18 protein-coding genes and 3 pseudogenes are annotated in these 25,019 nt (G+C 37.0%); 8 read left to right on the top strand and 13 right to left on the bottom strand.

Features of this window, described 5'->3' with window-relative positions; genetic code table 11:
• Nucleotides 1-174: 174 nt before the first annotated feature.
• A complete protein-coding gene (locus tag C4F50_RS15690) occupies nucleotides 175-345 on the bottom strand; it encodes a hypothetical protein (RefSeq protein ID WP_194139586.1) in 171 nt (56 codons plus the stop codon).
• A 258-nt stretch (nucleotides 346-603) separates the two neighbouring features.
• Between C4F50_RS15690 and C4F50_RS15685 the strand changes: the two genes are divergently transcribed.
• The 3 genes from C4F50_RS15685 (at nucleotide 604) to C4F50_RS15675 (ending at nucleotide 1,935) form a co-directional block, all read left to right on the top strand.
• Nucleotides 604-834: a hypothetical protein gene (locus C4F50_RS15685; protein WP_194139585.1), complete on the top strand. Its 231-nt coding sequence runs from the start codon at nucleotides 604-606 to the stop codon at nucleotides 832-834.
• 38 nt (nucleotides 835-872) lie between these two features.
• A complete protein-coding gene (locus C4F50_RS15680) occupies nucleotides 873-1,022 on the top strand; it encodes a hypothetical protein (protein WP_194139584.1) in 150 nt (49 codons plus the stop codon).
• A 334-nt stretch (nucleotides 1,023-1,356) separates the two neighbouring features.
• Nucleotides 1,357-1,935 carry a hypothetical protein gene (locus C4F50_RS15675; RefSeq protein WP_194139583.1) on the top strand — a complete coding sequence of 193 codons (579 nt, stop codon included), beginning with the start codon at nucleotides 1,357-1,359 and terminating at the stop codon, nucleotides 1,933-1,935.
• 1,256 nt (nucleotides 1,936-3,191) lie between these two features.
• Here C4F50_RS15675 and C4F50_RS15670 read toward each other — a convergent pair.
• Nucleotides 3,192-4,220: a rod shape-determining protein gene (locus C4F50_RS15670; protein WP_194139582.1), complete on the bottom strand. Its 1,029-nt coding sequence runs from the start codon at nucleotides 4,218-4,220 to the stop codon at nucleotides 3,192-3,194.
• Between the two features lie 806 nt (nucleotides 4,221-5,026).
• On the opposite strand from C4F50_RS15670, the gene C4F50_RS15665 reads away from it, so the two are divergent.
• The gene (locus C4F50_RS15665) at nucleotides 5,027-9,856 is read left to right on the top strand and encodes a T9SS type A sorting domain-containing protein (RefSeq protein WP_194139581.1); all 4,830 of its coding nucleotides are present in this window, start codon (nucleotides 5,027-5,029) and stop codon (nucleotides 9,854-9,856) included.
• Between the two features lie 29 nt (nucleotides 9,857-9,885).
• The gene (locus C4F50_RS15660; RefSeq protein WP_194139580.1) at nucleotides 9,886-11,196 is read left to right on the top strand and encodes an OmpA family protein; all 1,311 of its coding nucleotides are present in this window, start codon (nucleotides 9,886-9,888) and stop codon (nucleotides 11,194-11,196) included.
• 530 nt (nucleotides 11,197-11,726) lie between these two features.
• On the opposite strand, the pseudogene C4F50_RS15655 reads toward C4F50_RS15660, so the two are convergent.
• The 5 genes and pseudogenes from C4F50_RS15655 to C4F50_RS15635 form a co-directional block, all read right to left on the bottom strand.
• A pseudogene (locus tag C4F50_RS15655) lies at nucleotides 11,727-12,452 on the bottom strand (DUF932 domain-containing protein); the annotation flags it as partial.
• A gap of 32 nt (nucleotides 12,453-12,484) precedes the next feature.
• Nucleotides 12,485-12,847 (bottom strand): single-stranded DNA-binding protein, encoded by a 363-nt coding sequence (locus C4F50_RS15650; RefSeq protein WP_194139578.1) that lies wholly within the window; start codon nucleotides 12,845-12,847, stop codon nucleotides 12,485-12,487.
• Nucleotides 12,848-13,565: 718 nt separating this feature from the next.
• Nucleotides 13,566-13,820, bottom strand: a complete 255-nt coding sequence (locus C4F50_RS15645; protein ID WP_194139577.1) for a hypothetical protein — start codon at nucleotides 13,818-13,820, stop codon at nucleotides 13,566-13,568.
• A gap of 273 nt (nucleotides 13,821-14,093) precedes the next feature.
• Nucleotides 14,094-14,736: pseudogene (locus C4F50_RS15640) on the bottom strand (IS6 family transposase).
• A 74-nt stretch (nucleotides 14,737-14,810) separates the two neighbouring features.
• Nucleotides 14,811-14,993, bottom strand: a complete 183-nt coding sequence (locus C4F50_RS15635; protein WP_194139576.1) for a hypothetical protein — start codon at nucleotides 14,991-14,993, stop codon at nucleotides 14,811-14,813.
• A 483-nt stretch (nucleotides 14,994-15,476) separates the two neighbouring features.
• Here C4F50_RS15635 and C4F50_RS15630 point away from each other — a divergent pair, with 483 nt between their 5' ends.
• The 3 genes and pseudogenes from C4F50_RS15630 (at nucleotide 15,477) to C4F50_RS15620 (ending at nucleotide 16,841) form a co-directional block, all read left to right on the top strand.
• Nucleotides 15,477-15,878, top strand: coding sequence for a hypothetical protein (locus C4F50_RS15630; RefSeq protein WP_194139575.1), 402 nt, complete (start codon nucleotides 15,477-15,479; stop codon nucleotides 15,876-15,878).
• 8 nt (nucleotides 15,879-15,886) lie between these two features.
• Nucleotides 15,887-16,069: pseudogene (locus C4F50_RS15625) on the top strand (VIT1/CCC1 transporter family protein); the annotation flags it as partial.
• Nucleotides 16,070-16,454: 385 nt separating this feature from the next.
• Nucleotides 16,455-16,841 carry a helix-turn-helix domain-containing protein gene (locus C4F50_RS15620; RefSeq protein WP_194139574.1) on the top strand — a complete coding sequence of 129 codons (387 nt, stop codon included), beginning with the start codon at nucleotides 16,455-16,457 and terminating at the stop codon, nucleotides 16,839-16,841.
• Nucleotides 16,842-17,129: 288 nt separating this feature from the next.
• Here the strand turns inward: C4F50_RS15620 and C4F50_RS15615 are convergent, their stop codons facing one another.
• From C4F50_RS15615 to C4F50_RS15590, 6 genes are all read right to left on the bottom strand, one after another.
• Entirely contained in the window at nucleotides 17,130-18,224 is a 1,095-nt protein-coding gene (locus tag C4F50_RS15615) for a glycosyltransferase family 4 protein (protein WP_194139573.1), read from the bottom strand.
• Nucleotides 18,225-18,230: 6 nt separating this feature from the next.
• Nucleotides 18,231-19,439 carry a DUF1972 domain-containing protein gene (locus C4F50_RS15610; RefSeq protein WP_194139572.1) on the bottom strand — a complete coding sequence of 403 codons (1,209 nt, stop codon included), beginning with the start codon at nucleotides 19,437-19,439 and terminating at the stop codon, nucleotides 18,231-18,233.
• A 120-nt stretch (nucleotides 19,440-19,559) separates the two neighbouring features.
• On the bottom strand, nucleotides 19,560-20,630 hold the full coding sequence (locus tag C4F50_RS15605) for a glycosyltransferase family 4 protein (protein ID WP_194139571.1): 1,071 nt from the start codon (nucleotides 20,628-20,630) through the stop codon (nucleotides 19,560-19,562).
• 1 nt (nucleotide 20,631) lies between these two features.
• Nucleotides 20,632-21,858: a glycosyltransferase family 4 protein gene (locus C4F50_RS15600; RefSeq protein ID WP_194139570.1), complete on the bottom strand. Its 1,227-nt coding sequence runs from the start codon at nucleotides 21,856-21,858 to the stop codon at nucleotides 20,632-20,634.
• The gene (locus tag C4F50_RS25825; protein ID WP_194139569.1) at nucleotides 21,855-22,544 is read right to left on the bottom strand and encodes an acyltransferase; all 690 of its coding nucleotides are present in this window, start codon (nucleotides 22,542-22,544) and stop codon (nucleotides 21,855-21,857) included. The genes C4F50_RS15600 and C4F50_RS25825 overlap by 4 nt, the downstream gene beginning before the upstream one ends.
• 1 nt (nucleotide 22,545) lies before the next feature.
• On the bottom strand, nucleotides 22,546-24,903 hold the full coding sequence (locus C4F50_RS15590; protein ID WP_194139568.1) for a hypothetical protein: 2,358 nt from the start codon (nucleotides 24,901-24,903) through the stop codon (nucleotides 22,546-22,548).
• Between the last annotated feature and the right edge of the window lie 116 nt (nucleotides 24,904-25,019).

The raw sequence follows: 25,019 nt of genomic DNA, 5'->3' as shown, positions 1-25,019 counted from the left end.
ATTAATTTTAACGTAATGAAAATCGCTGCTATAAAAGATATACACTACCCACTGGTTTCCATATGTGTTGTATTAAAAGTTTGACATCTGATCAAAATAATCTGAATATCTTTTTCCTGATACGCATTGAATAGGGACTTTGTATGTTTTCATTATTTTGATTTTTCTAATAATTTACTCTTCTGCTGGAAAAAGTTGGGATTCCATAAATTTTCCTGTTACAATTGTACCTTGTTCATCTTCCCATTGGGTTATTACATTTTCGATTAACTCAGGTTCAAAACCTATTACCTTCATTACCTGAGCACCGAATTCCTGCTGTACATTCTGTCCTTTTTTAAACATAGCTAAAAGATTTAATGATTATATTCAAATTCCCTATCTAATTATTATTCAAGTTTTTGCACAGGGAATTTTGAGTAAAGTTAAATGACAAGCTTCCGCCTTACTTACATGATTTTGAGGGTTTATTATATTATTATGCCATTAATCAACTATTCCTCAGATTATATGATAATTAAATAAATCCAAACTGTTTTTCTGTAAGCTTAATTTCTTATATCCAGTTAATTTTAAGGTGCAAAATTTTAAAATAGAAAAACTATGGAAAAGATTCCTAATTTCAGCGAAGATCTTCAAAAGTGTCCCTACCATCAGATGCTGCATGCCCAGGACCATGACGAAAACAATGCAGACCACGGTCACCAAAATACCGGCGACTGGGGCGAAATCGATGAGCAAGATGAGGCCGGCACCGACCCAAACCGCAACCAGAAAACAGAAACTGATAATCCAGCTGGGACTGCAGGTTCAGGACAGGTCACAAACACCTGATCCTTTACACCAAAATCAATTTAATCCAATCGATCATCATGAGCGGCGATCTAAATAATAAAGGAACCGCAGGAACGCTCCCGCATCAATATGAACCAGCACCGCCAGACATTGTAAACAAAACCAAATATTCAAAAAAAAAAAACACTAAAAAAAGAGCTGAAAATGTTAATTATAAACACTTTTAGCTCTTTTGATTGTTTTTGATAGCTCTTTTGATTGTTTTTTATTTCTTTTTTCCATTTCTTTTTTCCTAGCTGATTTATCTAAGCTGCTTTATCTACAAAAACTAGTACTTCAACTTTATTCACACAAAAAAGTTAAGACGAATATTGCTAATTTTTCACCAGTTTTAATTTTTATGACCAAATTATTTGCAAATTTATTCTGGTTGGTGGTTTATGAAATAAAAAAACTATTTTTGAAAATAAAAAAGCAGTGGCATTCTTCGCACCTACTGCGAGAAGTTAAGCTAAATAATCCGGACATATTTACATATATAAGTCCTAGTTAAAATAATTTATGAAAAAGACTTTCTACTATGTTTTGATATTGATTATAACTATTTCTTGTTCAGAAAAAAAAACAAAAACAGAAAATAGTATAATTAAGAATAGTAAATCCGAGACGGTTTCTAAAACAGATAATAATGAATTAGAAAACCATTCTGATTGTATATTTGATGACAATTACAAAAAAATAACGGAAAAATGGCTGAGTGAACTTGAAATCAAAAAATATGTTTGGGATTCAAAAATTAACAAAGCGATATTAATTTACAATGGTGATACTTTACATGTATTTAAAGGTGGATGTAACCATTTTATCAGTTCGGTAGAAATTAAAACGAATATTTACCCGAATAAGGAATTAGATACTTCGTTGATAAGAAAAATTAATAATATAGCATGTAAATTTAAATTCAATAATTATTGCAAAAAGATTGTTGAAGGTCAATTTAAAAAAAATAAAAATGGTGATTCATCTTTTTTTTTGGAGTTTGAAGATGATGATCCGGAAGATAATTTAATCTCTGAAGGTATAGAAATTTTAGAAAAAGAAAAAAACACAATTATTAAAATATCAGAGTATTATAATTAATACAAATTCAAAAAACAAAAAATTATAAAAAATTCTCTATAAAGCAAACAATGAATCACGAGCCCTACATGGCTAAATCTATTGAACTTGCAAAAATAGCCAGAAAAAATGGCGATAGTCCTGTGGGATCAATTTGGTAAAAAATGATGAAATTGTTGGAGAAGGTATTGAAGGCGGAAAAACATTTAAGGATATAACTTTTCAATCTGAAATTCAAGCTGTTCGAAACGCCAGAGTATTACTTCAGACAGCCGACCTTTCTGATTGCATTATGTATACAACGCATGAGTGAATGTGCAAAAGTATATTGGAGAGTGAGAAAAGAATATTATTGTAGATGCTAAAATGTGCCACAATCTACCCTCATCATTTCAATTTTCTAATTTCGCCCGACTTCTTCCCATTTTCTGTCCAATTTCTGTTCGTTTTTTTTATCTTATTTTTTTATGTGCCTTTAATTGTCCTCAAAATAATCTGCTAGATGCCAAAGTGCGCCACAAGATGCCAATATGTGCCAAAACCTGTCCATATCATTATTTTTTGTCTGCAGCTCGCATTTCAAGGTACAAATAGGGTACAAATTTTAGCAGAACAAAACCAAATATTCAAAAAAAACACCCACTAAAAAAAGAGCTAAAAATGTTAATTATAAACACTTTTAGCTCTTTTTTTTGTTTTTGTTTTGCGTTATTTTGCGCCTTTTATTTTCCGATGCAGAAATTAACTTTCCTTATTTAATAAGGCTTAAGCAATGTCGAGGTGCAAATAAGGTACAAATTTTACAAAACATAATCTTACAAAAGACACCGGTTTGTTATGTGTCCGATAATTTGGAAAAATATCTAGATTTTCAGAGAACATTTTAATCTAGCAGTAGAGACAAATATAGAAGAAAAAGTACTAAAATCACCAGACTCCACTTAAAATTTCTATACATATCGAAGATTGTTAAGCCAGATGATGGCACAATGTTTTATAAAAAACGATAACATCTGCAAAATAATAATCTAAAAAAATAATGGTATTATTTCAAGGAAAGATCAAAACTTTGGCTATTAAACCACAGAAAACAATCTCAATCTTGATCCTTAAAATACAGCCTTAAAACAAAACAAAACAAAAACAAATGCTATTTTTAGCTTCCCAATTTTCCCATTGAAAAACAGTGGAAATACGCAGATTTGAAATAAATAATAGCTTTATATCTGTTCATCGAATGGCGAGACATTCTCTTCGGATAGATCAATATGAAGCATCTACTTAACCACTACGCTTTTATATTTGTCTATATTTTTCAAAACAATCCCCGTGCCTCTTACTACTGCACGCAGGGGATCTTCTGCAATATAGACCGGCAGGTCTGTTTTCTGGGAAATTCTCTTATCAAGGCCGCGCAGCATTGCTCCTCCTCCTGCAAGATACAGTCCTGTGTTATAAATATCTGCTGCCAGCTCAGGAGGTGTCACTGAAAGCGTTACCATAATGGCATCTTCAATTCGTAGTATTGATTTGTCTAGAGCTCTTGCAATTTCTCTTGAAGTGATCTGCACCTCTTTGGGCTTTCCGGTAAGCAGATCCCTTCCGCGTACCATCATATCAGCTGGAGCATCCTCAAGCGATTCAATTGCTGCTCCCACTTCTATTTTTATACGCTCTGCGGTGGCTTCACCTATATAGAGATTATGATGCGTTCTCATATAATAGAGTATATCTCCCGTAAAAACATCTCCCGCAATTTTTATGGATTTATCGCATATGATTCCTCCAAGCGCAACTACAGCAATTTCTGTAGTGCCTCCTCCGATATCCACAATGATGTTCCCTTTGGGCTGCATAACATCGAGCCCCATTCCTATAGCCGCCGCCATCGGCTCATGAATTAAGAAAACTTCTTTGCCGTTCACCCTTTCGCAGGACTCTTTTACAGCTCTCATTTCAACTTCCGTAATGCCGCTTGGAATACACACCACCATACGCAGTGCGGGCTTAAAAAGATTTTTCTTTATCTCGGGTATATTACTGATAAACCAGCTGATCATTTTTTCCGAAGCATCAAAATCCGCAATGACGCCATCCTTAAGCGGGCGGATAGTTTTAATATTCTCGTGGGTCTTGCCCTGCATTAAGCCGGCTTCCTTACCCACTGCAATGATTTTTCCGTTCCTGATATCTCTTGCCACTATTGAAGGACTGTCGACTACAATCTTCCCTCCGTGAATTATTAAAGTGTTGGCAGTTCCCAAATCCATAGCGATTTCCACTATCATAAAATCAAATAAACCCATAAGTATCGTTTTATTAAAAAACGATGCTATGGGAATTTTATTCTCTTTTCTCTGAAAATCCAATGGATGGAATTATATATAAATCCAACTCAAAATAATATTAACACACTGATTTAAAACCATTAAAAAACAAACAATTAATCTTTTACTTGAAATCGAATTTTAACACAGTTGGCTGACCAGACAAATCAAAAGCGGCTCGCTTTAAGATTTTACATCACGCGCATAATGCTATAATCACTGCACATTTAAACCAAGGGCATCAATATTCTTTTCTCCTTCAAATATGGAACTAAAATTCCTAGCCAGAAAAACAGCACATCTCATATAACTATCCATCCTGATTCTACTGGCCAGCGTGCCGATTTAGGCAAATTAAACTTTTCTTAAGCTTCTTTCTTGCAAAAACAGGGTAAACACCTATTGATTACACCTTTTTTATTCTTAAACTTGCAGCGCTTAAATAAAACTATTTTCATTATTGCTAACTGAATGCAGTGCAGTGCATCAAACTGAGGCTTACCGCGCGTATTGCTGAAATGTGCTGCCGTTCCGTTTTCAATACTAAAATATTCAGCAAGAATCTCTAATGCAATTTAACTTATACCAGCCTATGACAAACTTATACTTTTCACTTCAGATCGGGTTATTTTTCTTTTGCCGCATACCGATTTAAGAATGGCCAGAATTCATTATTCCGCTCCTTCGGAATACTTTTTTTACATCTTCCATATCGCATACCATTTCAAATTCTGGTGCAGATTCTATGCCTGAATCAGACTTTTAAATCTTTAGAATCAAAAACTATGAAAAAAAAACTACTCCTTTTAATCTTTCTATTTGAAATAACAGCATTACTGCACACTAGCAATGCTTCGCCACTTCCCTCTTCTGGCGCTCCGCTGCCGTCTTCTGCAAGACAGTCCAGCGGCCTATTGCCCTATGCTCTCACTCCCAGCGCCGAAGGCATCCTGTATGTCAGAAAAGGCGCTGCAGGCAATGGAAGCAGCTGGGCCAATGCGGCGGGAGAATTAGCCGACGCGCTGCAGGAAGCAGCGGGGAATGCTGCCATTAAGCAGATTTGGGCTGCAGGGGGGACCTATTATCCAAAATATGCCGCCGATTTCGCCAGCACCGATGGCAGGGATAAGTCTTTTGTGCTGGTAAAGGATGTCAAGCTTTATGGCGGCTTTGCCGGAACAGAAACAGAATTAGCAGAACGCAACCTTGGACTGGATGCCAATAAGACGATCTTGAGCGGCGATCTTGGCGCAGCGGACGACTACACAGATAATTCCTATCACGTGGTAATAGCCTCCGGCGATATGGGCAGTGCGGCACTGGACGGATTTACCATTATGAAAGGCTGTTCCGCAACAGGATCCGAAACAAATCGCTTAGCTGTCAACGGCAATAACATCATGCGAATTGCGGGCGGCGGCATTATACTTTACAGCGCATCTCCTGCAGTGACAAATGTAATTATCTGCGGCAACCAGGCGATCGCAGGAGCGGGCATCTACTTTTACAGCAGCAGTACGCGTATGACCAACTGTTTAATCACCGGCAATAATGCCAATGTTTCCGGAACCGGCAATGGAGGGGGATCATTTGCTTACTCCTCTTCGCCTGTATTTGTTAATTCAGTTCTTGCCGGCAATAATGCCGCAGGCTGGGGCGGCGCCTTTGTGGTGTCCAGCTCAACTTTCACTTTTTATAACAGCATCATCTACGGCAATGGAACATCTCAGCCCGCATGGATTATCTCCGGCTCGTACAGCATGCAGTACAGCATGCTGCAGGGAGCTGCAGAAAACACTGCCAGCCACAATCCTGCTTCGACAGATCCACTCTTCATAAATTCTATCCCATACAGTCTTGCGCCTTTTACGTCTGGCAATTACGCTTTAGCGTTTAATAGTCCCCTGATAAATAAAGGATCAAACAGCCTCTACAGCGGTCTTGACTCCGCTTCCAGAGACCTCGTCGGAAATCCCAGAGTCTCTGATTATGCCGGTTCAGGCATTATCGATATGGGGGCCTATGAATTTCAGGAACTGCCCCTTAGCGTTTCTCCCGGCCTGCAGGCTGATATCACGTGCAATGGCGGAAATAATGGCTCGGCATCAGTAGCTGTAGCAGGCGGAACGAAACCCTACATGTACAGCTGGGACACCACACCGGTGCAGACCGCTGCGACAGCATCCGGCCTCAAAGCAGGAACCTATACCGTTACCGTGACAGATGCTCGGCATACTGCACTGACACAGTCCTTCACCATAACCGAACCTCCAGTACTAGCCGTAACGCCAAGCCAGAACGATGTCAGCTGTAATGGAGGAAATAACGGTTCTGCCGCAGTGAGCGTAACAGGAGGAACCGGAGCGTACTCCTACAGCTGGAACACCACACCGGTGCAGACCGCTGCGACGGCATCCGGGCTGAAAGCCGGAACCTATACCGTTACCATAACAGACGCCAATAGCTGCTCGGCAGTCCAGACGTTCACCATCACAGAACCTCCAGTCCTTGCCGTAACGCAAAGCCAGACCAATGTCAGCTGCAATGGAGGAAATAACGGTTCTGCCGCAGTAACCGTCACAGGAGGAACCGGAGCGTACTCCTACAGCTGGAACACCACACCGGTGCAGACCGCTGCGACGGCATCCGGCCTGAAAGCCGGAACCTATACCGTCACTATAACAGATGCCAATAGCTGCTCGGCAGTCCAGTCTTTTACCATCACAGAACCTCCACTCCTAGCCGTAACGCCAAGCCAGACCGATGTCAGCTGCAATGGAGGAAATAACGGTTCTGCCGCAGTGAGCGTAACAGGAGGAACTGGAGCGTACTCCTACAGCTGGAACACCACTCCGGTACAGACCGCTGCGACGGCATCCGGGCTGAAAGCCGGAACCTATACCGTTACCATAACAGACGCCAATAACTGCTCGGCAGTCCAGCCGTTCACCATCACAGAACCTCCAGTCCTTGTCGTAACGCCAAGCCAGACCAATGTCAGCTGCAATGGAGGAAATAACGGTTCTGCCGCAGTAAGCGTAACAGGGGGAAGCGGCGGCTATACTTATGCATGGGACACAGCACCTTCTCAATCAACAGCCGCCGCAACTGGACTTTCTGCTGGAACTTACATTGTAACTGTTACAGATGCTAATTTATGCTCCAAAACACAAAGTTTTACCATAGCAGAACCCGATGCACTTACTGCATCAGCATCTAAAACTGATGTTTCTTGCAATGGAGGTTCAAACGGATCTGCAACTGTAAGCGTTACAGGAGGAACTGGAACTTATACTTATGCATGGTCTCCTTCTGGCGGAACTAACGAAACTGCCAGCGGATTATCTGCGGGAACCTATACTGTTCTTATAAAAGATAGTAACTTATGTGAGACAACAGCAAGTGTAACTATTGCTGAACCTGCTTTACTTACAGCGACAATAGAAAAAACAGATGTTTTATGCAATCAGGCAAATAATGGTACTGCAACGGTAATTCCTTCTGGAGGAACTGGAACTTATACGTATTCTTGGTCGCCATCGGGAGGAACTGCTGCAACAGCAGCCGGATTAAGTCCAAACACTTACTCTGTTACGGTTACCGATGCAAACGGATGTTTTGTAACTGCGTCTGTACAAATTACAGAGCCAGCACCTCTTTCGGCTGCAGACACACAAACAAATGTATCTTGTAAGGGAGGAAATGATGGTACCGCATCTGTAGCGGCTTCTGGAGGAACAGGAAACTACAGCTATTTATGGGCACCTTCCGGCGGAACTGCTGCAACAGCAACCGGTCTTACAGCGGGAACTTATACGGTAACCATTACAGATGAAAACTCATGTTCTCTTACAAATACGATTTTAATTACAGAGCCAGATACTTTAAAATTAACGGCGACTGTTGAAGAAGTTTCGTGCTATAAGGGAAATAACGGGTCGGCTACAGTAAACGTAACTGGCGGTACAGGTTCTTACACTTACTCTTGGGCTCCATCTGGAGGAACTGCTGCCACAGCAACTGGTCTTGCGGCAGGAACTTATACTGTAACTGTAACAGATGAAAACTCATGTTCTATTACAAATACGATTCTAATTACAGAACCAGATGTTTTAAATTTAACAGCGGCTCTTACAGAAGTTTCGTGCTACAATGGAAATAACGGGTCGGCTACAGTAAGCGTAACTGGAGGTACAGGTTCTTACACTTACTCTTGGGCTCCATCTGGAGGAACTGCTGCAACAGCTACTGGACTTACGGCAGGAACTTATACTGTAACTGTAACAGATGGCAATTTTTGCACTGCTTCTGCAGCTGTCGAAATATTGCAGCCAGCAAATCCTGTTACTTTAAATACTGGGTCTGTTGCTGGAATAACTGCAAATGGCGCATCTTTATCTGGAACTGCATCTTCTGACGGAATAAATACCGATAGCGGATCTTGTTTAACAGAAGTTGGTTTTGTATATGCACAGCATGCAAACCCAACTACAGCAGATACTAAAATAAATATTTCTGCCGCATTAGGAACATTCACAAATTCTTTATCTGGACTTAGAGGAAATAGAACTTATTATGTTAGAACTTATGCAATAAATAGTAATGGTTTTGTCAATTACGGAAACGAAGTTAGTTTCACGACTCAAAAATATACTCTTACTATAACTGCAGCAGCGGGACATACAAAAGTATACGGCACAGAAGATCCTGCATTTAATTACACACCGCTGGGTTTTGCTAACGGAGATACACCTTCAATAATTACAGGTCTGCTTTCTAGAGATGCTGGCGAAAATGTTGGAAAATACAATATAAAGCTAGGATCAATCAGCGCTGGCGCAGATTATACAATTGCCTTTACTGGTGCCGAATTTGAAATTACAAAAGCTGACCAAACAATCACTTGGAACCAAACTTTAGAATTTGGATGCATAGATTCTAATAACGTGACTTTAACTGCGGCAGCAGACAGCGGATTACCAGTATCGTACACTATTTCAAATGCAGCGTTAGGGACAATTTCTGGATCAACATTAAACATCACTGGATCAGGAAGCTCAACAATTACAGCTGTACAAAACGGTGACCAAAATCACAACGCAGCTGCATCCGCTGTTAAACCAATAGAAGTAAGCCGCTCTGGACTTGTAACACAACATTGGGCAAATGTGCTATTCTTTGACAATAAATCGAACAATTACGAAGCATGGCAGTGGTATAAAAACGGAACTGCTGTTTCTGGTGCAACCCGCCAGTATTACAGCGAAGTTCAGCCTTTAAACGGAAGCTATTACGTAATTGCAAAAGACAAAAACGGAAATTCAATTAAATCTTGTCCAATTGAGACTACTGGAACAGTTTTTACCAGCAAGATAAAAATTTATCCAAACCCAGTTAAACCTGGAGCTGAATTTACTTTAGAGTGCGATTTCAGCGATTCTCAATTAAATGAATCTGAGGTGGTTATTTATGACATTACAGGAAAATTAGTTCAGACTATTTCAAATGTAAAAGCCAAAAATGAAATTATTGCGCCATCGCAGGCAGCCGTATATGTTGTCGTTCTTAAATTGGCTGACGGCCAGTTAAAAACAATCAACTTATTGGTGAAATAAAAATGAGATTTAATTTAAAATTACAAGCAATGAAAATTAAAACCACCATAGCCATACTATTACTGTGCATTGTCACTATAAAAGCACAGCAAATTAATGTCAAGATTAATGGAGGGCCATCAGGAATTCTTTATGACAGCACTCTTGGAGATGGCAAACTCAAATTTGGCGCAGGAATAGGTGTCGGTTACACCTATTTCTTCAGCAGCCACTGGGGAATTTCGACAGGAATTGATGCAGTGTACAATCAGAACAGTTTTGAACTCAACAACGGAACAACAATTTCAACTTACGAAGTTGATGACCAGACTTCTGCATTTGAGTATCAAGCAACGCCGGCAAACTATAAAGAAGAGCAGCGTTTCATTTCTCTTGCAGTTCCGCTTATGATGCAGTACAGAACATCAATTGCATCTCAAACACAACTTTATTTTGGATTTGGAGGAAAAATTCTGTTTCCAGCAAAACAAACGGCAAAAGCTTCCGCATCTGAGTTGCAATTGAGCGGTTACTATCCTGATATGAATCTTTTAATTGATGATCTGCCTTCTCACGGATTTGGTAAAGCAACCATCTGGCAGGATAAAGCAACTGTAAGCTTAGATCCTTCTTTTCTTTTAAGTGTTGAAACAGGTCTTACTTTCAAACTAAAAGAGAATACACAGCTTTACACTGGCGTATATGCTGACTATGGTCTGACAGAAATGGCAAAAGAAAATGCAAATCTTAACATCGTTGCGTACAACGCCAACGGATTGGATAACATTCAAGCAAATGGTATAAGCGGCAATAGAAAAATTCTTCAAGAAAGCCGTTACTTTTCTGCCGGCATTCAACTGAAATTAGGTTTTATGCTGCATAAAAACAAGCCATTACCCGTACAGCCAAAAGAAGAAGTGGTGACTAAGACTCAAGCGCCTGTTCAAGAAAAAGCGCCTGTGCAGCAAAAAACGGCTCAAACTCCACCAGCTAAAAAGGAACTTACAGCAACTGAGCGCTCGTACATTGAAAAGCCCCTTGCTTTCCAAGAAGTCGGAAACACCGATGTAACCCCGCAATTGGTTGCAAGACTAGATGAAATTGCTAAAATTCTAAAATCAAATAAAGACATAGATCTCAATATTACAGGATACACTTGCGATATAGGAACGGAAGCACGCAATCTTGAAATTGGAATGAAAAGAGCACAGGCAGTTTCAGATTATTTACAGAATAAAGGAATTGAAGCTATTCGTATGCATTTATTTTCGAAAGGTGAAAGCGAACCTTTGGTTCCAAATACTCCAGTAGAAAATAGACTGCTGAACAGAAGAGTAACTCTTACATTAGCAGATCGATAAATTCTGACCCCTTTTTAAAATTTAAAAGCCAGAAAAAGGAGATTTAACTCTCCTGTTTCTGGCTTTTTATAAGATAAATTTTTCCGGTTCTCCAATGCAGACATATATGCACCATGCATAGAAAAATGGAATCAGAATGCTATTGTTCTGATTCTCCATCGGCCATCATCTTCTCGGTTCATCCAGGTCTGCCGTCACTGTATCTGTCAGACTTCCCCTCACTTAAATGAGTATTGGGATCCTGCCGTTTTCTAACCGGCGCATGACCAGATAATAAAAATGTTTTTTATGTTCCGGAAGCACTTCCAGCCCTCCCGAAACATGATTATACGGGAATTTTAAATGAAGAAGAACCTTTTCCGGCTCCAGAGTATCATTTTTTCCGATGCACCAGTAAAGCAGATTGCCATCTTCCAATAATGTTTTCAATGCCTTATCGCGTCATGATACGCGCAGTGCGGAAGACGCCAGCACTCAGGCATCCATTTCCAATTCTTGTTCCGCTGTCATGTTTCTGCAATTTAAAACAGAATGAGTTTTTTAACTTCTCTATCTGAGATGCGTACTCTTGTCCAGTACTTAAATACTGCCTCAAGTCCTTCTGAAAGCTTATCGCTTATCCCCATTACTTTGTGAGCCTGTTCGAGACGGTCTTTTGCATTTGAGGTATGGCGGATGCGCACTGTATTGGTTTTGGACTGCAGGGCGGCATTCAGTGTATTGGCGCATACAATTCGTATCGGCGTAAAGGCGGCCGTAATACTCCCGCTCCCATCGTGGGAGGTGGTCAGGAAAAGATACTTTTCAATTAAATCCTCTTTCCCCACTCTGATATAATCAGGAAGTTTAGCAGTGATAAAAATCCTTTCGCCGGTGCCCAGCGCACCTGCTGTTTCATAGAGAATCCCGTCTCCTGAAACGATGCTGTCAAAAAACGAAAATGCATCCCTGTTCTGCACGATATGATAATCTTTCCCCACGACACCCAAAACGGTATCGGTATCGGTCCGCACAGTGCTGCAGTACTCTGTTATATCCAGCCTTCCTGAAATAATCTCATCGCGGGCCACTATTGAAGCAGAAGGTGTAAAAAGCCTTCTTTTCTCCACTTCAAAATCCAGCCCTGCATGGGCAATTGCCTGCGCGCTTGTCGGATAGTCCTGCACTGTCTGTCCTAAATTATGCCAAGGCTTTTCCTTTACGCTGTAAAAACTGTGTCTTCCTGTCTGCTCGTTAAAATGAATCTGATGTGCCATGATTTCTAATTTTTAAATTATCAAACATTCCCTTAAAAAGGCACTTCATCAGAAGTTTTACCTTTTCCTTTCTCTGAACTGTCCCCTTTTCTTCCCTTCTTTACCCTGCCGGCATCTTCGCTGTCAGTATTACCGCTTCCGTTTCTCTTCGCAAAAGCAATAATACTCATAGAATTCACATGAAAATCAATACTTCCCAGCGGGTTCCCGTCACTGTTAATATACACATGCATTCCCAGCCTGCCGTTTAACAGCACTACCGCTCCTTTTTTAACCCACTGCCCCGCCTTGATACCGATCCAGTACGAGCAGTTAATAAAAGTTGCCACTTCCTTGTACTCACTGCTTCCTGCGGGTTTGTAACGATCGTTAACCGCTATGTTGAAATTCAGCACCTCTTTAATCTCATCGGGAATCTAAGATAGTAAAGTAATGATAAGAAACGCATTTAAACTGCAAGTGGTGTGGAAGTTTAATATGTAGTTATCGACCTTTTGGGGTTACAATACTGAAATGCATGTGCCCATTAGCGATCAGAACTTTAAGGTTCGAATTCTATTTCCACTTATTGGAAATTCAAAATCTCACTAATACGAAAATTAAATATTTAATAGAATTTTAATAAATCAGGGAGGAACCTCTTTCTCTGCAAAGCATAGTTTATAGAACTATCGCACTCCAACCAACATCACCCTCAACGGTCAAAATCAAACTAAATAGATCTAAAACAATTAAAATAATATGTGAAAAACAAAGGAAAAACAACTAACTAACTAACTAACTAACTAACTAACTAACTAACTAACTAACTAACTAACTAACTAACTAACTAACTAACTAACTAACTAACTAACTAACTAACTAACTAACTAACTAACTAACTAACTAACAAAAATGGTTTACCTTTTCATTACGGCTTTAATTTTCTTCTCTCCTATCTTCGACTATTTGTTACTAGAGTGAAACAAAACATTGATTTATTGCTCACACACATAGAAACATTTTCAGATGAAGAAAAACAGACTTTGTTTAATATCCTTGACGCATTTGTTTCCAAGCTTCCCCCTTTACGATGTGAAATAAATAAAGCCGAGCATTGCCGGCTTTATTGCTCTAATTTATTATATAATAATCGGACAAAACCCATTTATCGTCCATTTTATGTACCTGCTGAAAATACGAATAGGGCTTTTTAAGATTTGTTTTTATAATATAAATAAAATAGGCTTCATCCTTGTTTTTGAAATAAATAGGACTTAAATATATTTGTTTATATTGGTCGCTTTCTATGAGTTTAAAAGTTTTATCAATACTATATTTTAAAGCTGTTCTAATCAATTTTTTTTGGTCAATAGATTTTATATTCATTTTCTCTATTTCATAAAAAATAGAATCTTTAATTTCAAATTAATTGGTATCCCAAAAGTTATCGGGTAAAATTGATAACCTTGTTCTCCAATTAATGTACCGTAAATTTCATATTCGTTTTTACTTACTTCTTGAGAATAACTTACACAAGAAAAACAAATAGTTAAGATTAAAAAAATTATATTTCTCATAGTTAGGTTATGTCGCATCTATCAGAATCAAATGTAAGAATTTAAGTTATTTAAAAGTCAAACTGCCAATTTACAGAATGATTTAAAACATAGATATTCCTGGTTTAACCATCTGATTCTTTCTCAACATATGGACAACTTCAATTCCGCTCAATGTTCGTTTGGCCCATTCAAAACTTTTAAAACCTAGTCCATTTTGGATGCGCCATTTTATAAAACGATGGTCTTGCTCTACAATATTGCTGCGATATTTACACTGCCGGATTTTAATCTTTGAGAACGAACGCTTGTTATATACTTTGATCGCAGCAGTATTAGAACCCCTTTTATCAATGTTTATTACTCTTGGCCGGCAATTATTACTAATTGCTTTAATTAGAAAAGACTGGGCGCTCATTCTCTGTCTTCTTCTGGTCAAAAGAAAGTCAACCGTATTGCCTAATTTATCTACTGCCCTATATAAATAACACCAAATGCCTTTTACTTTGATATAGGTCTCATCCAATCTCCAACTTGTACCTACCTTACCTTTTCTCTTCTTCATCTCTGCCTCAAGCAAAGGTGTAAACTTATAAACCCAGCGCTGGATCGTGGCATGATCCACAATCAACCCCCTAATCTTCATTATTTCCTCAACGTCACGATAGCTAAGTGTAAATCGTAATTTTAAAATACACTGCCTGAAGAATTGTAAATTTTGGATAACAATGACCTTTAGTATTCATTTTTTATTAGCTTTGAAAAACCAAAGATAAAACTTAGTCATAGATGCGACAGAACCCCAGCTGCCGGCTGTATGTTAATTTATTCTATAAACCTGAATTTTTCCCAATAGATCAAAGCTCATATCATAAGCTTTTTGCTGGAGATAACTTTCATCTGTAAGCACCGCAGGCATAACTTTATAAATGATATCACTGCCGCTCTGCAGTGCATTATTTCCAGATAAAATAATACCGCACGGAAATAAGGAAGTGCTCAATGAATTCAAGGCAAATATATTGCGGCCTTCCTCTTTGGCCTGATGGATAAAATACTGACCTGGGAAATTACTTTTATTCAGATCAATGTACCTCTTAAACTCTTCAATTTCAAAGTCCTTTAATGGAACTCACTGTATCTGCAGATCACTTATCACGGCGGCCTTAAACCAGGTAATATTGACCAGCATCCTTTTAGGATCCGGGCCGTATTTGAAATAAGCCAGCTGTGTATTGATGCTGTACATTATGCTTGAATAATTTATGGTCAAACTTCGGAGATCGGCCCTTTTATAACGTAAAGAAAATAATTCTCACAGTCCCTATTGGACACAAAAGAACTCAGCCTCTCTTTACAGCACTAACATACTCTAATTGTGCCATAAAAAAAAATATTAAAAGAAATTTAGAACCATTCTAATAGTCTTTTTCGTTCAATATTATGTTTTTTCAAAGTAACTTTACTTATGAAAAAAGCATAAAAAATGGCTGTTATCAAAAATGAAAACGATTTAAGGCAGGCACTCAAAGAAATTGACCAGAGCATCAGCCGGCTCAACAGCCGGAAAATAACAGCGTTTCTTGAATCGCTCGCCCTGCATGAAAGAGAGGACTATTCTACTGACTATCTGCAGTGGGAAGAGATTCTTATTGTGGTTCCAAGCCGCACTATTTTAAATGATTTAAAAAAATATAAAGTCCTAATATCCGGTATTTCATTTGCTGTCAATACAAATGCAGCACAGATCCATATTTATGATTTTAAACAGTGGGAGAACATGACCCGCAATAAAACGCAGTTTCAGATCCGCGAGCTTCTGAAAACTAATTTTGGAGGAGTTCCCAAAAAACCTGAAGACCGGGACTGGACCAAATTATTTAAATAAAAGCAGCTATGAAAGATGAAAATCATTATATAGACAGAAGCGGCTGGCTCAGGGCAGCTGTGCTGGGAGCCAATGACGGTATATTATCCACCACCAGCATAGTGATCGGCGTTGCGGTCGCCAGCGTGACAAGAGAGCCGGTACTGCTGGCCGCAGCTGCAGGACTGACAGCCGGCGCGCTTTCCATGGCAAGAGTAAAAAGGACAAAAAAGAAACTGAAATAAAAAGACTAACGACAGAGATAACAGATTACAAAGCTTTATAAAAAAAAATAGAGGAAAAAGATCGGCAGATTTAGACACTATTATCAATGAATACGGAAAGTTGTCAGCTATTAAGCTCCTTGAGAGATGTCCAGTATTTTGGCACCTGAAAGATTTATACTTGTTTATAAGAGAAAATCCTCCGCCGGCAGAAAGTAAAAACCACGCTCTATAACCAGAAAACCAGCCCGGCCAATATTGAAAAGGAAAATTAACTTGGGCAGATAAAGCAGATCCAGCCGGCGTATTTATGAGGGTCTCCTGATTGGAATAATGGGCCGTAAACTATCGGATTGAAGAATAAAAAAATGATATGCATATAGAAAAACGCGAAACTGGTCTTAATATGACCCAGACCCTGAAAAATCTTATCAGAGAATATTACAGCTGTGAGGATACCGCACGCCGCGGCATCCCTACTGTATGCTATTTTGCAGAAAAACTCGGCATGGGTTATGAATATTTTGAAAATCAGGTCTTTAAACAAACCGGCTTATCAGCGGAAGACTTCATATCTTCACAGCTTGCAGAAACAGCCAAATTAAAACTTTTTGACACATCCAGATCCATTGCATTTACCGCTTGTGAATTGGGTTTTAAAAACACCAATAAATTTGCGCGTTTCTTTAAGCAGAAAACTGGATTTACACCCTTCAGGTACAGAGAAATAATAACAAAAAAATTTACCGGCAGGCAGTAAAGCTCCCGTTTTCTGTAACACATGTTCTAATTAAAAAGAGAGGAAGCCGAAGGTCTTGAAGATCCCGATAACTTAATGTAAACCTAAGCTTAAAATATACTGCCCGCAGTATAATGGACCTCGGATAGCAAGGACCTTTCGTATTCATTTTTCGACTGGATTAAATTCCAAAGATAAAAGTTATTCTCAGATGCGACAGCAGCAAAAAAACTCAAAAGTCCAAAAAAATGATTAATAGGACTGAATGTCACATTGAAATAAGTAACAGCAATTTTTAAGCACTTTCTATTAGTAACTATTCCGCTTATTTTCTAAATCTTTAAGTACAAATCTCCATCGATGAAGATTGTTTATCATGATCAATATTCTCACTATAATAGAAAATATGATAATACTGGTTACAAGTATAATGGTTAAAGACAGAAAAGACTGCATTGATGTTTCTATTAGAAGTACAAAAGCAAAAATTGCACTAATCATAAGGGTTGTTTTTTTATGACTACATCCTGCCCCAAGAAATAGATGGTGTAAATGTGATTTGTCGGCACTAAAAGGAGAATCACCTCTTTTAATTCTTCCCATATAAACTCTTAAAGAATCTAAAACCGGAATTGAAAAAAATAAAATAAGCAATAAAACGGTGCAACTGCCAGAGGAGTGTTTATTACCGATTTCGTGTTTTTGCAAAAACTTAATTGCTTCACTAATTAAGATAAAGCCAATGAACAAAGAACCGGAATCTCCCATAAAAATCTTTTCACTGCTTAAATTGAATCTTAAGAAACCTAAAAGGGCTCCAATAAATAGTGTACTGGAAAATGCCAGATTATAATCATTAAAATAAATTGCAATAAGAAGAAAGATTAAAAAGCCTAAAAGCGACAGTGTTCCTATTAAACCATCAACTCCATCCATGAGGTTAAAAGCATTGACAACACCTGTGATCATCAAAATTGTTACCAGATATTGTTGCCAGATTACAATTTCATAAACTCCAAACACTCCATAGAAGGATGTTATTCTTGTACCTGAAAACGCAATTATCAGCGCTAAAAGAAACTGGATCGTCAATTTGTATTTTGCACTGAGGTCTTTTTTGTCATCGATAACACCAACAATTAACAAAACTATCGCCGATGCCAATATTGGAAGATATTCTTTAAGGAATGAAAATCTGTAATTTGAAACAAAAATTGCAGTAAAAACGGCTAAGGCAATTGAGATACCGCCTACTAAAGGTACTGCTGCCAAATGAACTTTCCTGTAATTAGGTTTGTCTACAAGATTAACTTTAATGGCAATATTTTTAACTGCCGGAATAAATATCAGGGTCAAAATTAAGGATAAGAATCCATAGGATAAAAATTCAAATATTATTTTCATGATCTGTTAGTTTTCGTAAAACAAATTACTATTCTGCAAATGCAGCAATTGAAAATCCTGTAAAAAAGAAGTGTTCAGGTTTTTTAATTCAGAACAAACGCTTACTTTACTTTTACTTGAGAGCGCTTCTTTAATCAACAATTCATATAGTCTGGAGATAACTTTCCAAGTGTAACGTCTTTCGGCAATTAAGGACATTTCATTGGCTATATCTGCTAGTTGGCTTTCTGATGTTGCGCCTAGCTCTTCAACTAAGTCTTCTAAAGAGGAGAAATAAACAGCCTTACCTTCTGTGGTTGTAATATTATAAGAGACTTTAAAAGCGAATACAGGCAGTTTTAAATACATCGCTTCTACAAGAGAAGGATTTGTTCCTCCCGCAGAATGTCCGTGAATGTATAATGAAGCGTTTCCTCTAATTAAATCTATTTCACGCTGTTCGTATATGGGATCCAATAAATGAATGTTCTCTACATCTTTATACATTTTCTTCAATTTTTGTCCGTAATCACTATTTTTCCAATTGCCAACCAGAACTAAGGTCATTTGAGTTTGTATTTTAAAGGCTTCTAATACTAAATGCACATTATTTTCCGGTTCGATTCTACAGACTTTTACAGCATATTTTGTTTTCAAAAACGGGTACTTTTCAAAATCATCACTTTTGGGTAATACTTTCATCGTATGGTCAGCTCCATACTCAATAACGCGGCTTAATGTTTTGTACCTAACGGCTGTATAATCCTGAATTGACTCATTATCTGAAATATCGATATGCGAGAACCTCACTGCTATCATTTCTGACCACCATAAGTATAGTTTTGCCAGTAAAGACCATTTATCTCTCTTCCATTCTATACCGTCGATAGAGATTATAATTTTCTTGTTAGTAAACAATCTAATAAAAGGCAGCAGCCAGGCACCTGCTACACCTAATATTAATAAAATATCGCTGCTCCACAAAGCATGAAGCATTGATAGAGAATCATAGGCAATACTCTGAATTCCATTTGCTTGTAGTGGAATATAAGTCAGCTTTGCTCCTTTATAGGATCGTAATTGCTCTTCTTTTTTATATTTCTTTTTAGAACAATAAACTCTAAAATCATACTTATCAGATAGGTTACTTACTAAATGTTCTGCAAGGGTTTCAAATCCTCCATATTTTGCAGGTAAACCTACTGTGCCAATAATGGCGATTCTTTTGTTTTTCATAGCCTATTCGATTTTAAATATTCTTTGCCAAAATCATACAAAACACCTAAACACTTAAAATACAACACCTTAAATCAATTCGCGTTTTACAAAAATTCCAAATTTTGGATTCTATTCTTTTTAATGGAATATAATTTCGGCTGATTTTTTTTCAAACAATTCTAAACTATACTCTTTACTCAACTCAACAGCGCTGCAGCTCATAGATCTATATAATTCCTTGTTCTCAAAAAGCTCGTGCAGCTTATCAGATATTTGATCAATCCTGCTGCTTTCAATCAAATAACCATTTTTGCCTTCTGTAACAAGTTCTGTAACTCCGCCAACCGGAGGCACAATTGCAGGAAGTCCATAAGCCATAGCTTCAAGTATGGTTAACCCAAATGTTTCCACCCAAAGTTTAGGGTCTGACAAATTCAATACAACACTTGCTTCTCTATAAAATAAATGTGTATCTGTTTGTGTTGGATAAATGCATAGATTTTCGGGAATTTTTACATGCTTGAAATAGTTATTTATTTCTAAAACTGATGCATTGAGCACCAGTTTAAATAGGTATTTTGAATTCGCCTGCGCTAATTTTAAAAATTGATCTACTCCTTTATATGCCTTTAATGAGCATAACATTAAAATAATTTTTTCTTGTTTATCTGTCCTTTTACTGGCAAAAGCTGATTTTACAAAATCCTCTTCTAAAACATTATAAATTACTGTTTTTTGAATATTTACCGGTTCTTTATCGGCTAAAAAATTAGAAACATAAACAACCTCATTTGCAAATAAATCCAGTACTCCAAAAAGAAATTTCTTTAATAATAGCGGCTTCATGCTGGTTTCATGCACATGATAAATCACTTTATTTCCTCTTATTTTTCCGGCAATAGCTGCTCCAAAGGGAAGTACGGTATTGATATAAACCACGTCGTTCTTTTTTAAACTAAACAGCAATTTAAAAGCAAGTAAAAATTGACTGGTCATAAAAAATAACAATCTCAGCACGGAATTTTTCATAAACCTATACCAGTAAAAATTATATTTTACATCAGGCAGCCCTGATAAAAAACCTTCACGTCCGCTACAGGTGTATAAATGGAGTTCTATATCTCTTTTAGCCCAGCCGGTAAGCAATTGTTTCAATACTTTAGGGCTTCCGCTGTAATCGTTTAATAAATGAACGGCAATAACTCTCATGTTACAAATTGTTATAAATTGCATTTAAATGTTCTCCCCTGCTCTCCCAGGTAAATATATCCAGATACCGCTTTCTTGCACCAGCGCTCATTTCTGAGAATAATGTCTCATTTAAGTATAACTTACTTAACGCCTGCTTTAAATTAAAAATCGAGGAAGTATAATCAGACTCAGGAATTACAAAACCACATTCTTTTGTAATGTACTGGCCAGGACCAATGTTATCAAGACATATTACAGGCAAGCCAAATGATAAAGCTTCTGCCACCACCATTCCTGCACCTTCATGTGATGGAAACAGAAATAATGTTGCTCTTTCATAAAGCTTCATTAGTTCTTTGCGTTCTATCCATTCGATTATTTCAACATTGTCCTGCACATTATGTTCTTTTATTATTTTTTCATAGAAACCTCTCTCAGGTCCTGATCCAACCAATGTTAGTTTGCAATTGGCACGTTCTGATAAAGAAACGGAGTCCAAAAACGCAATAAAAGAACGAATACTAAGATCAAAACCTTTTAGTGGTACAAAGCGTCCGACACTTATAACTTGGAAGTGGCTTTTTTTATCCTTACTGCCTTGACCAAAATCTTCTGACGCTACTGAAGGAAACACTGAATAGGAGCTTCCTTTTAGATTTAGTTTTTCTACCACTCCAGTATTCATACACCATATATGGCTTGCATTACTTACTGTTTTTTTAAGTGCAGCTGAGTAATTCCAGAATAAATTCTTTATCAGCCAGGTAATACGATCTTTAATAAAGTATTTTACTGAATAAGGTTCTAAATAAACAGATGGAATAAGAGGATGATGTCCCACTGGTCCCCAAACCATAGGTTTTTCCAGTTTCCATAAAAAACTTGGCGTCCAGTCGTTATGAAAATTTACATTGTGCACAATATCAAAAACGAGTTTCTTCTTTTTAATATGAGTTACAATTCCTTTTTGCCACATACAATAATACAACATGGCGCCGTGGCTGCCTTTTTTCCAAAACCTCATCCAATATGGAAGATCAAAATAAATAAAACTAATATTGTTATAGACTTCATCAGGATTTTGCTTCATATAAGATTCAATTGCCTCCTGGTTATTTTCTCTGGTAACGGCAAATACTTTATTAAAACGGGCGATCTGTTTTATAAAATTCCATCCCATTGCATCTTCTGATCCTTTAAAAGGATTTACGGCATAGCAGCTTGCCAGAATGATTTTAGTACTCATAATCTCGATTTTAAAAGTTTAGAAGGAACGCCTCCAATAATAGAGTTTTCAGGAAATGATTTAGTAACGACACTTCCGGCGGCTATCACACAGCCGTCTCCAATTTCTACCCCGTCCAGAATGGTTACTTTGCTTCCAATCCAGCAATTTTTGCCAATCATTATTCCGTTTCGCGTAACTCCCTGATGCCGTATTAAAATCTTATTCTTCTTGTAATTATGATTCTCCGGATGGCAGCTAAAATACTGCCCAACTATACAATCATCTCCTATTTCAAGACCTCCAGCCCCACCGAGATAGGCAAACTCACCAATACCCACATTATTCCCTATTATAATACTGTCTCCTAGATTATTTAATGAGGTTGAAATTATTATTCGGCTAAAGGCTCCTACGCTAACATTGTCGCCAAACCAAATCCCATTCTTACCCAGCGCCGAAATAGCGACATAATTGCCTAATCTTAAAAACCTGCCCCAATGTATTTTTGAAGGATTAAAAAAAGTTACGGCTTTGCCCAGCATAAGTCCTTTGGCTTTCTTAAAATAAAAAACGACAAATAAACCTCTGATAATGGTCAGACCTTGTATCCAAAAAAATTGTACCAGAGCCAGGGTGTCTAAGCTGTCATCAAGGCTAAAATTAGGATTGCGCAGCCTTACCAGTTTTTGTAAAAGAGTCTTCATATCAGCTATTGATTAAAGTTTGTAAAACAATACTCAGGGTCAGATCTATTTCTTTATTTTCGATTGTTTTATAAACTGTTGTGCTGTTTATTTTCTCCAGTTTGCTAAACAGACTGCGGTAGTTAGTGGTTAATTCATTTATAAGTTTCTCGTCTAACTCTTTTTTCCGACTAAGAATAGTTTCTGAATCTGCAAAAAGAAAAAAATTGAATCTCGGTTTTAGCAGTAATTTATATCCCAAGAATGATATTTTTTTAGATAAAACAAGGTTGCTCCTTTTGCTGTCTTCTATAAAATCAAAATAGTAGCGATCATAAATTACCACATAACCTCTAATGGTATATTTTATAAAAATCACAAACTGACCAAAAAAATAATCCGTATAATAATAGGTAAAACGCAGTAAAGAAGATAACCTGCTTTTATTAGTTCCTGAGTGAGGAAGTGTGTTTTCAAAATTTTCCTGAGCCATTTTTCCTCTAAAGAGGACACTAATAATAGGCAATACAGAAGGACGATGGCGCAAAACAACTACTGGTTTTCTTAGTTGTTTTTCTATCATATTTTTTACATTTTCAATTATGGTAGATTTTCCGGCTCCATCTACACCGCTAAAAGTTATTACATATCCTTTAGAGAAACTTCTAAAAATTGTATCATAGAGATAATAAAATACATTTCTAAAATAATAGATCCCTTTATTTTCTCTTTTTTTTCGAAGTTGTTTTATTAAATCTGTTTTATTCAAACAAACATCCTGAATATCCTGATCGCCATCATTTTTTTCGATTTGATATGCTCCCTGTTCTTCATATATTTTGTATTTTTCAGGAACTGATGAATTATTCAAAATGTAAAATGCATTTAGATAATTTTGAGTATCTAAAAATGACAGCTTTTTCACTCCAAAATTATTCATACAAGCATTTTCTAGTGCTTTTCGGGCATCCATAAAAACTATATTTCTTCTTTTCAATTTCCAGATTAAATCGATGGATAAAATGGATCCATCAATCATTACCAGTTGTAAAGTGTTCATAAAAGATTTTTTGTTCTGAGATACTTTTACAACTAATGAATGATTTTTAACTAACCTAAAGATTGATTCAGAAAGACCTTTATTGATTAAGATATCAATGTCAGAGTTCCTGCTAAGCAGATCAGGATATGTATTTGGAAATTTTATTGCCGCATATTCCTGATTTTGCAATGCGTCGAAAATATCCATAATCACAAGTTCTCTGGCTGTTTTCTCTTTAATAAATTCATTTAAAGCATCATTCCATACTTGTAATAACCAATCTACCTGTGTATGCCACTTAGGCTGAAAAGAATATATTCTTAAATAACTCATACAATTGATAAGCAGATAAAACTTTAAGTATTTTTTGAGTATTGCTAAATCATAATTGAATAGGAAACCTGCAGACTCACCGCTGCATTGTTCTTTTATATCCTGATAAATTTCTCTCCAGGATTTACGATCTACTAAAATACCTTGTTGTATAATGAAATGAAAATAATCAAAGCCTGTTGATCTGTCAAAAGCAAATAACTCCCAATCGTATAATGAAATTTTTTCTTTGTTCTCAAACATATTCCATGAAGTAAAATCGCCATGAGAAAGAGATACATTAATATAATCGTCTTTAGAAATGTCATCCAAGAGCATCAAAATTTTTCTCATTATGTTTTTAGGAATTCTCTCATCTGTGATTTCACTAAAATTAAACTTCAGCTCATTAAATAATTTCCAATCTTTAATTTGTATTAAATCACGTCCTTTAAAATTCATTTCGGTCAATGCTTTTAGATGAGCAATTTCAATTTTTTTAGTACGTTTTCCTCCACAGGTTATATCTGAAAGTTGAATTACGTGCTCTGAAATTTGTTTTGACTTTGGTATATGAAAGAAATCAAAATTTAAATTAGATAAAACTTTATGCTCAGATCTAATTAACCTTTTTGAATTGGCAGTAGCTGCTATCTTAAAGAAGGATGCATCAGTATATAAAACAGCTTTATTGTTGGCACCAGCAGTTCCTGTAAATAGCGCCCATTTATCTGTACAATCAAAAAAGGAATTTTCCTGTTTTTTAAAATAATACGTCTTTTTATTGAAAACTATTTTCTGCACTTTTAATCCGAAAATTATTTTAACCGCCAACGTGAAAATTTTAGATCGAATGCCTCCTACATTATAAAATTTCAAGAAAAGAGGCTGACTATTGCTGGCATTCCAAATCCATCTAATACTGCCATTTGGATTTTTAATAAATAAAACATCCTGAACGACATCCTGTTCACTATTTTTTTGATTAGAAATAGTGTATCCGACTTTGTTAAATATATTTTCCATAATAAAAAAGTTTTATTAATCAATGTATTTGGAAAATCGTGCCTAAAACCTAAACACTTAATAAACAAGGACCTAAGAATAATTTATTGCTATTTAAATTTCCATATTTTGGAAAA

This window comes from Flavobacterium hungaricum (assembly GCF_015182285.1).
In the GTDB taxonomy this organism is placed as follows: Bacteria; Bacteroidota; Bacteroidia; order Flavobacteriales; family Flavobacteriaceae; genus Flavobacterium; species Flavobacterium hungaricum.
Note: the sequence above shows the minus strand (reverse complement) of the source record. Positions and strands in the feature narration are given on the sequence as shown.

Bases quoted from the DNA above. Each gene is read 5' to 3' on its own strand.
- C4F50_RS15690 (WP_194139586.1), bottom strand. From the start codon at position 345: ATGTTTAAAAAAGGACAGAATGTACAGCAGGAATTCGGTGCTCAGGTA.
- C4F50_RS15685 (WP_194139585.1), top strand. From the start codon at position 604: ATGGAAAAGATTCCTAATTTCAGCGAAGATCTTCAAAAGTGTCCCTAC.
- C4F50_RS15680 (WP_194139584.1), top strand. From the start codon at position 873: ATGAGCGGCGATCTAAATAATAAAGGAACCGCAGGAACGCTCCCGCAT.
- C4F50_RS15675 (WP_194139583.1), top strand. From the start codon at position 1,357: ATGAAAAAGACTTTCTACTATGTTTTGATATTGATTATAACTATTTCT.
- C4F50_RS15670 (WP_194139582.1), bottom strand. From the start codon at position 4,220: ATGGGTTTATTTGATTTTATGATAGTGGAAATCGCTATGGATTTGGGA.
- C4F50_RS15665 (WP_194139581.1), top strand. From the start codon at position 5,027: ATGAAAAAAAAACTACTCCTTTTAATCTTTCTATTTGAAATAACAGCA.
- C4F50_RS15660 (WP_194139580.1), top strand. From the start codon at position 9,886: ATGAAAATTAAAACCACCATAGCCATACTATTACTGTGCATTGTCACT.
- C4F50_RS15645 (WP_194139577.1), bottom strand. From the start codon at position 13,820: ATGAATATAAAATCTATTGACCAAAAAAAATTGATTAGAACAGCTTTA.
- C4F50_RS15630 (WP_194139575.1), top strand. From the start codon at position 15,477: ATGGCTGTTATCAAAAATGAAAACGATTTAAGGCAGGCACTCAAAGAA.
- C4F50_RS15620 (WP_194139574.1), top strand. From the start codon at position 16,455: ATGCATATAGAAAAACGCGAAACTGGTCTTAATATGACCCAGACCCTG.
- C4F50_RS15615 (WP_194139573.1), bottom strand. From the start codon at position 18,224: ATGAAAATAATATTTGAATTTTTATCCTATGGATTCTTATCCTTAATT.
- C4F50_RS15610 (WP_194139572.1), bottom strand. From the start codon at position 19,439: ATGAAAAACAAAAGAATCGCCATTATTGGCACAGTAGGTTTACCTGCA.
- C4F50_RS15605 (WP_194139571.1), bottom strand. From the start codon at position 20,630: ATGAGAGTTATTGCCGTTCATTTATTAAACGATTACAGCGGAAGCCCT.
- C4F50_RS15600 (WP_194139570.1), bottom strand. From the start codon at position 21,858: ATGAGTACTAAAATCATTCTGGCAAGCTGCTATGCCGTAAATCCTTTT.
- C4F50_RS25825 (WP_194139569.1), bottom strand. From the start codon at position 22,544: ATGAAGACTCTTTTACAAAAACTGGTAAGGCTGCGCAATCCTAATTTT.
- C4F50_RS15590 (WP_194139568.1), bottom strand. From the start codon at position 24,903: ATGGAAAATATATTTAACAAAGTCGGATACACTATTTCTAATCAAAAA.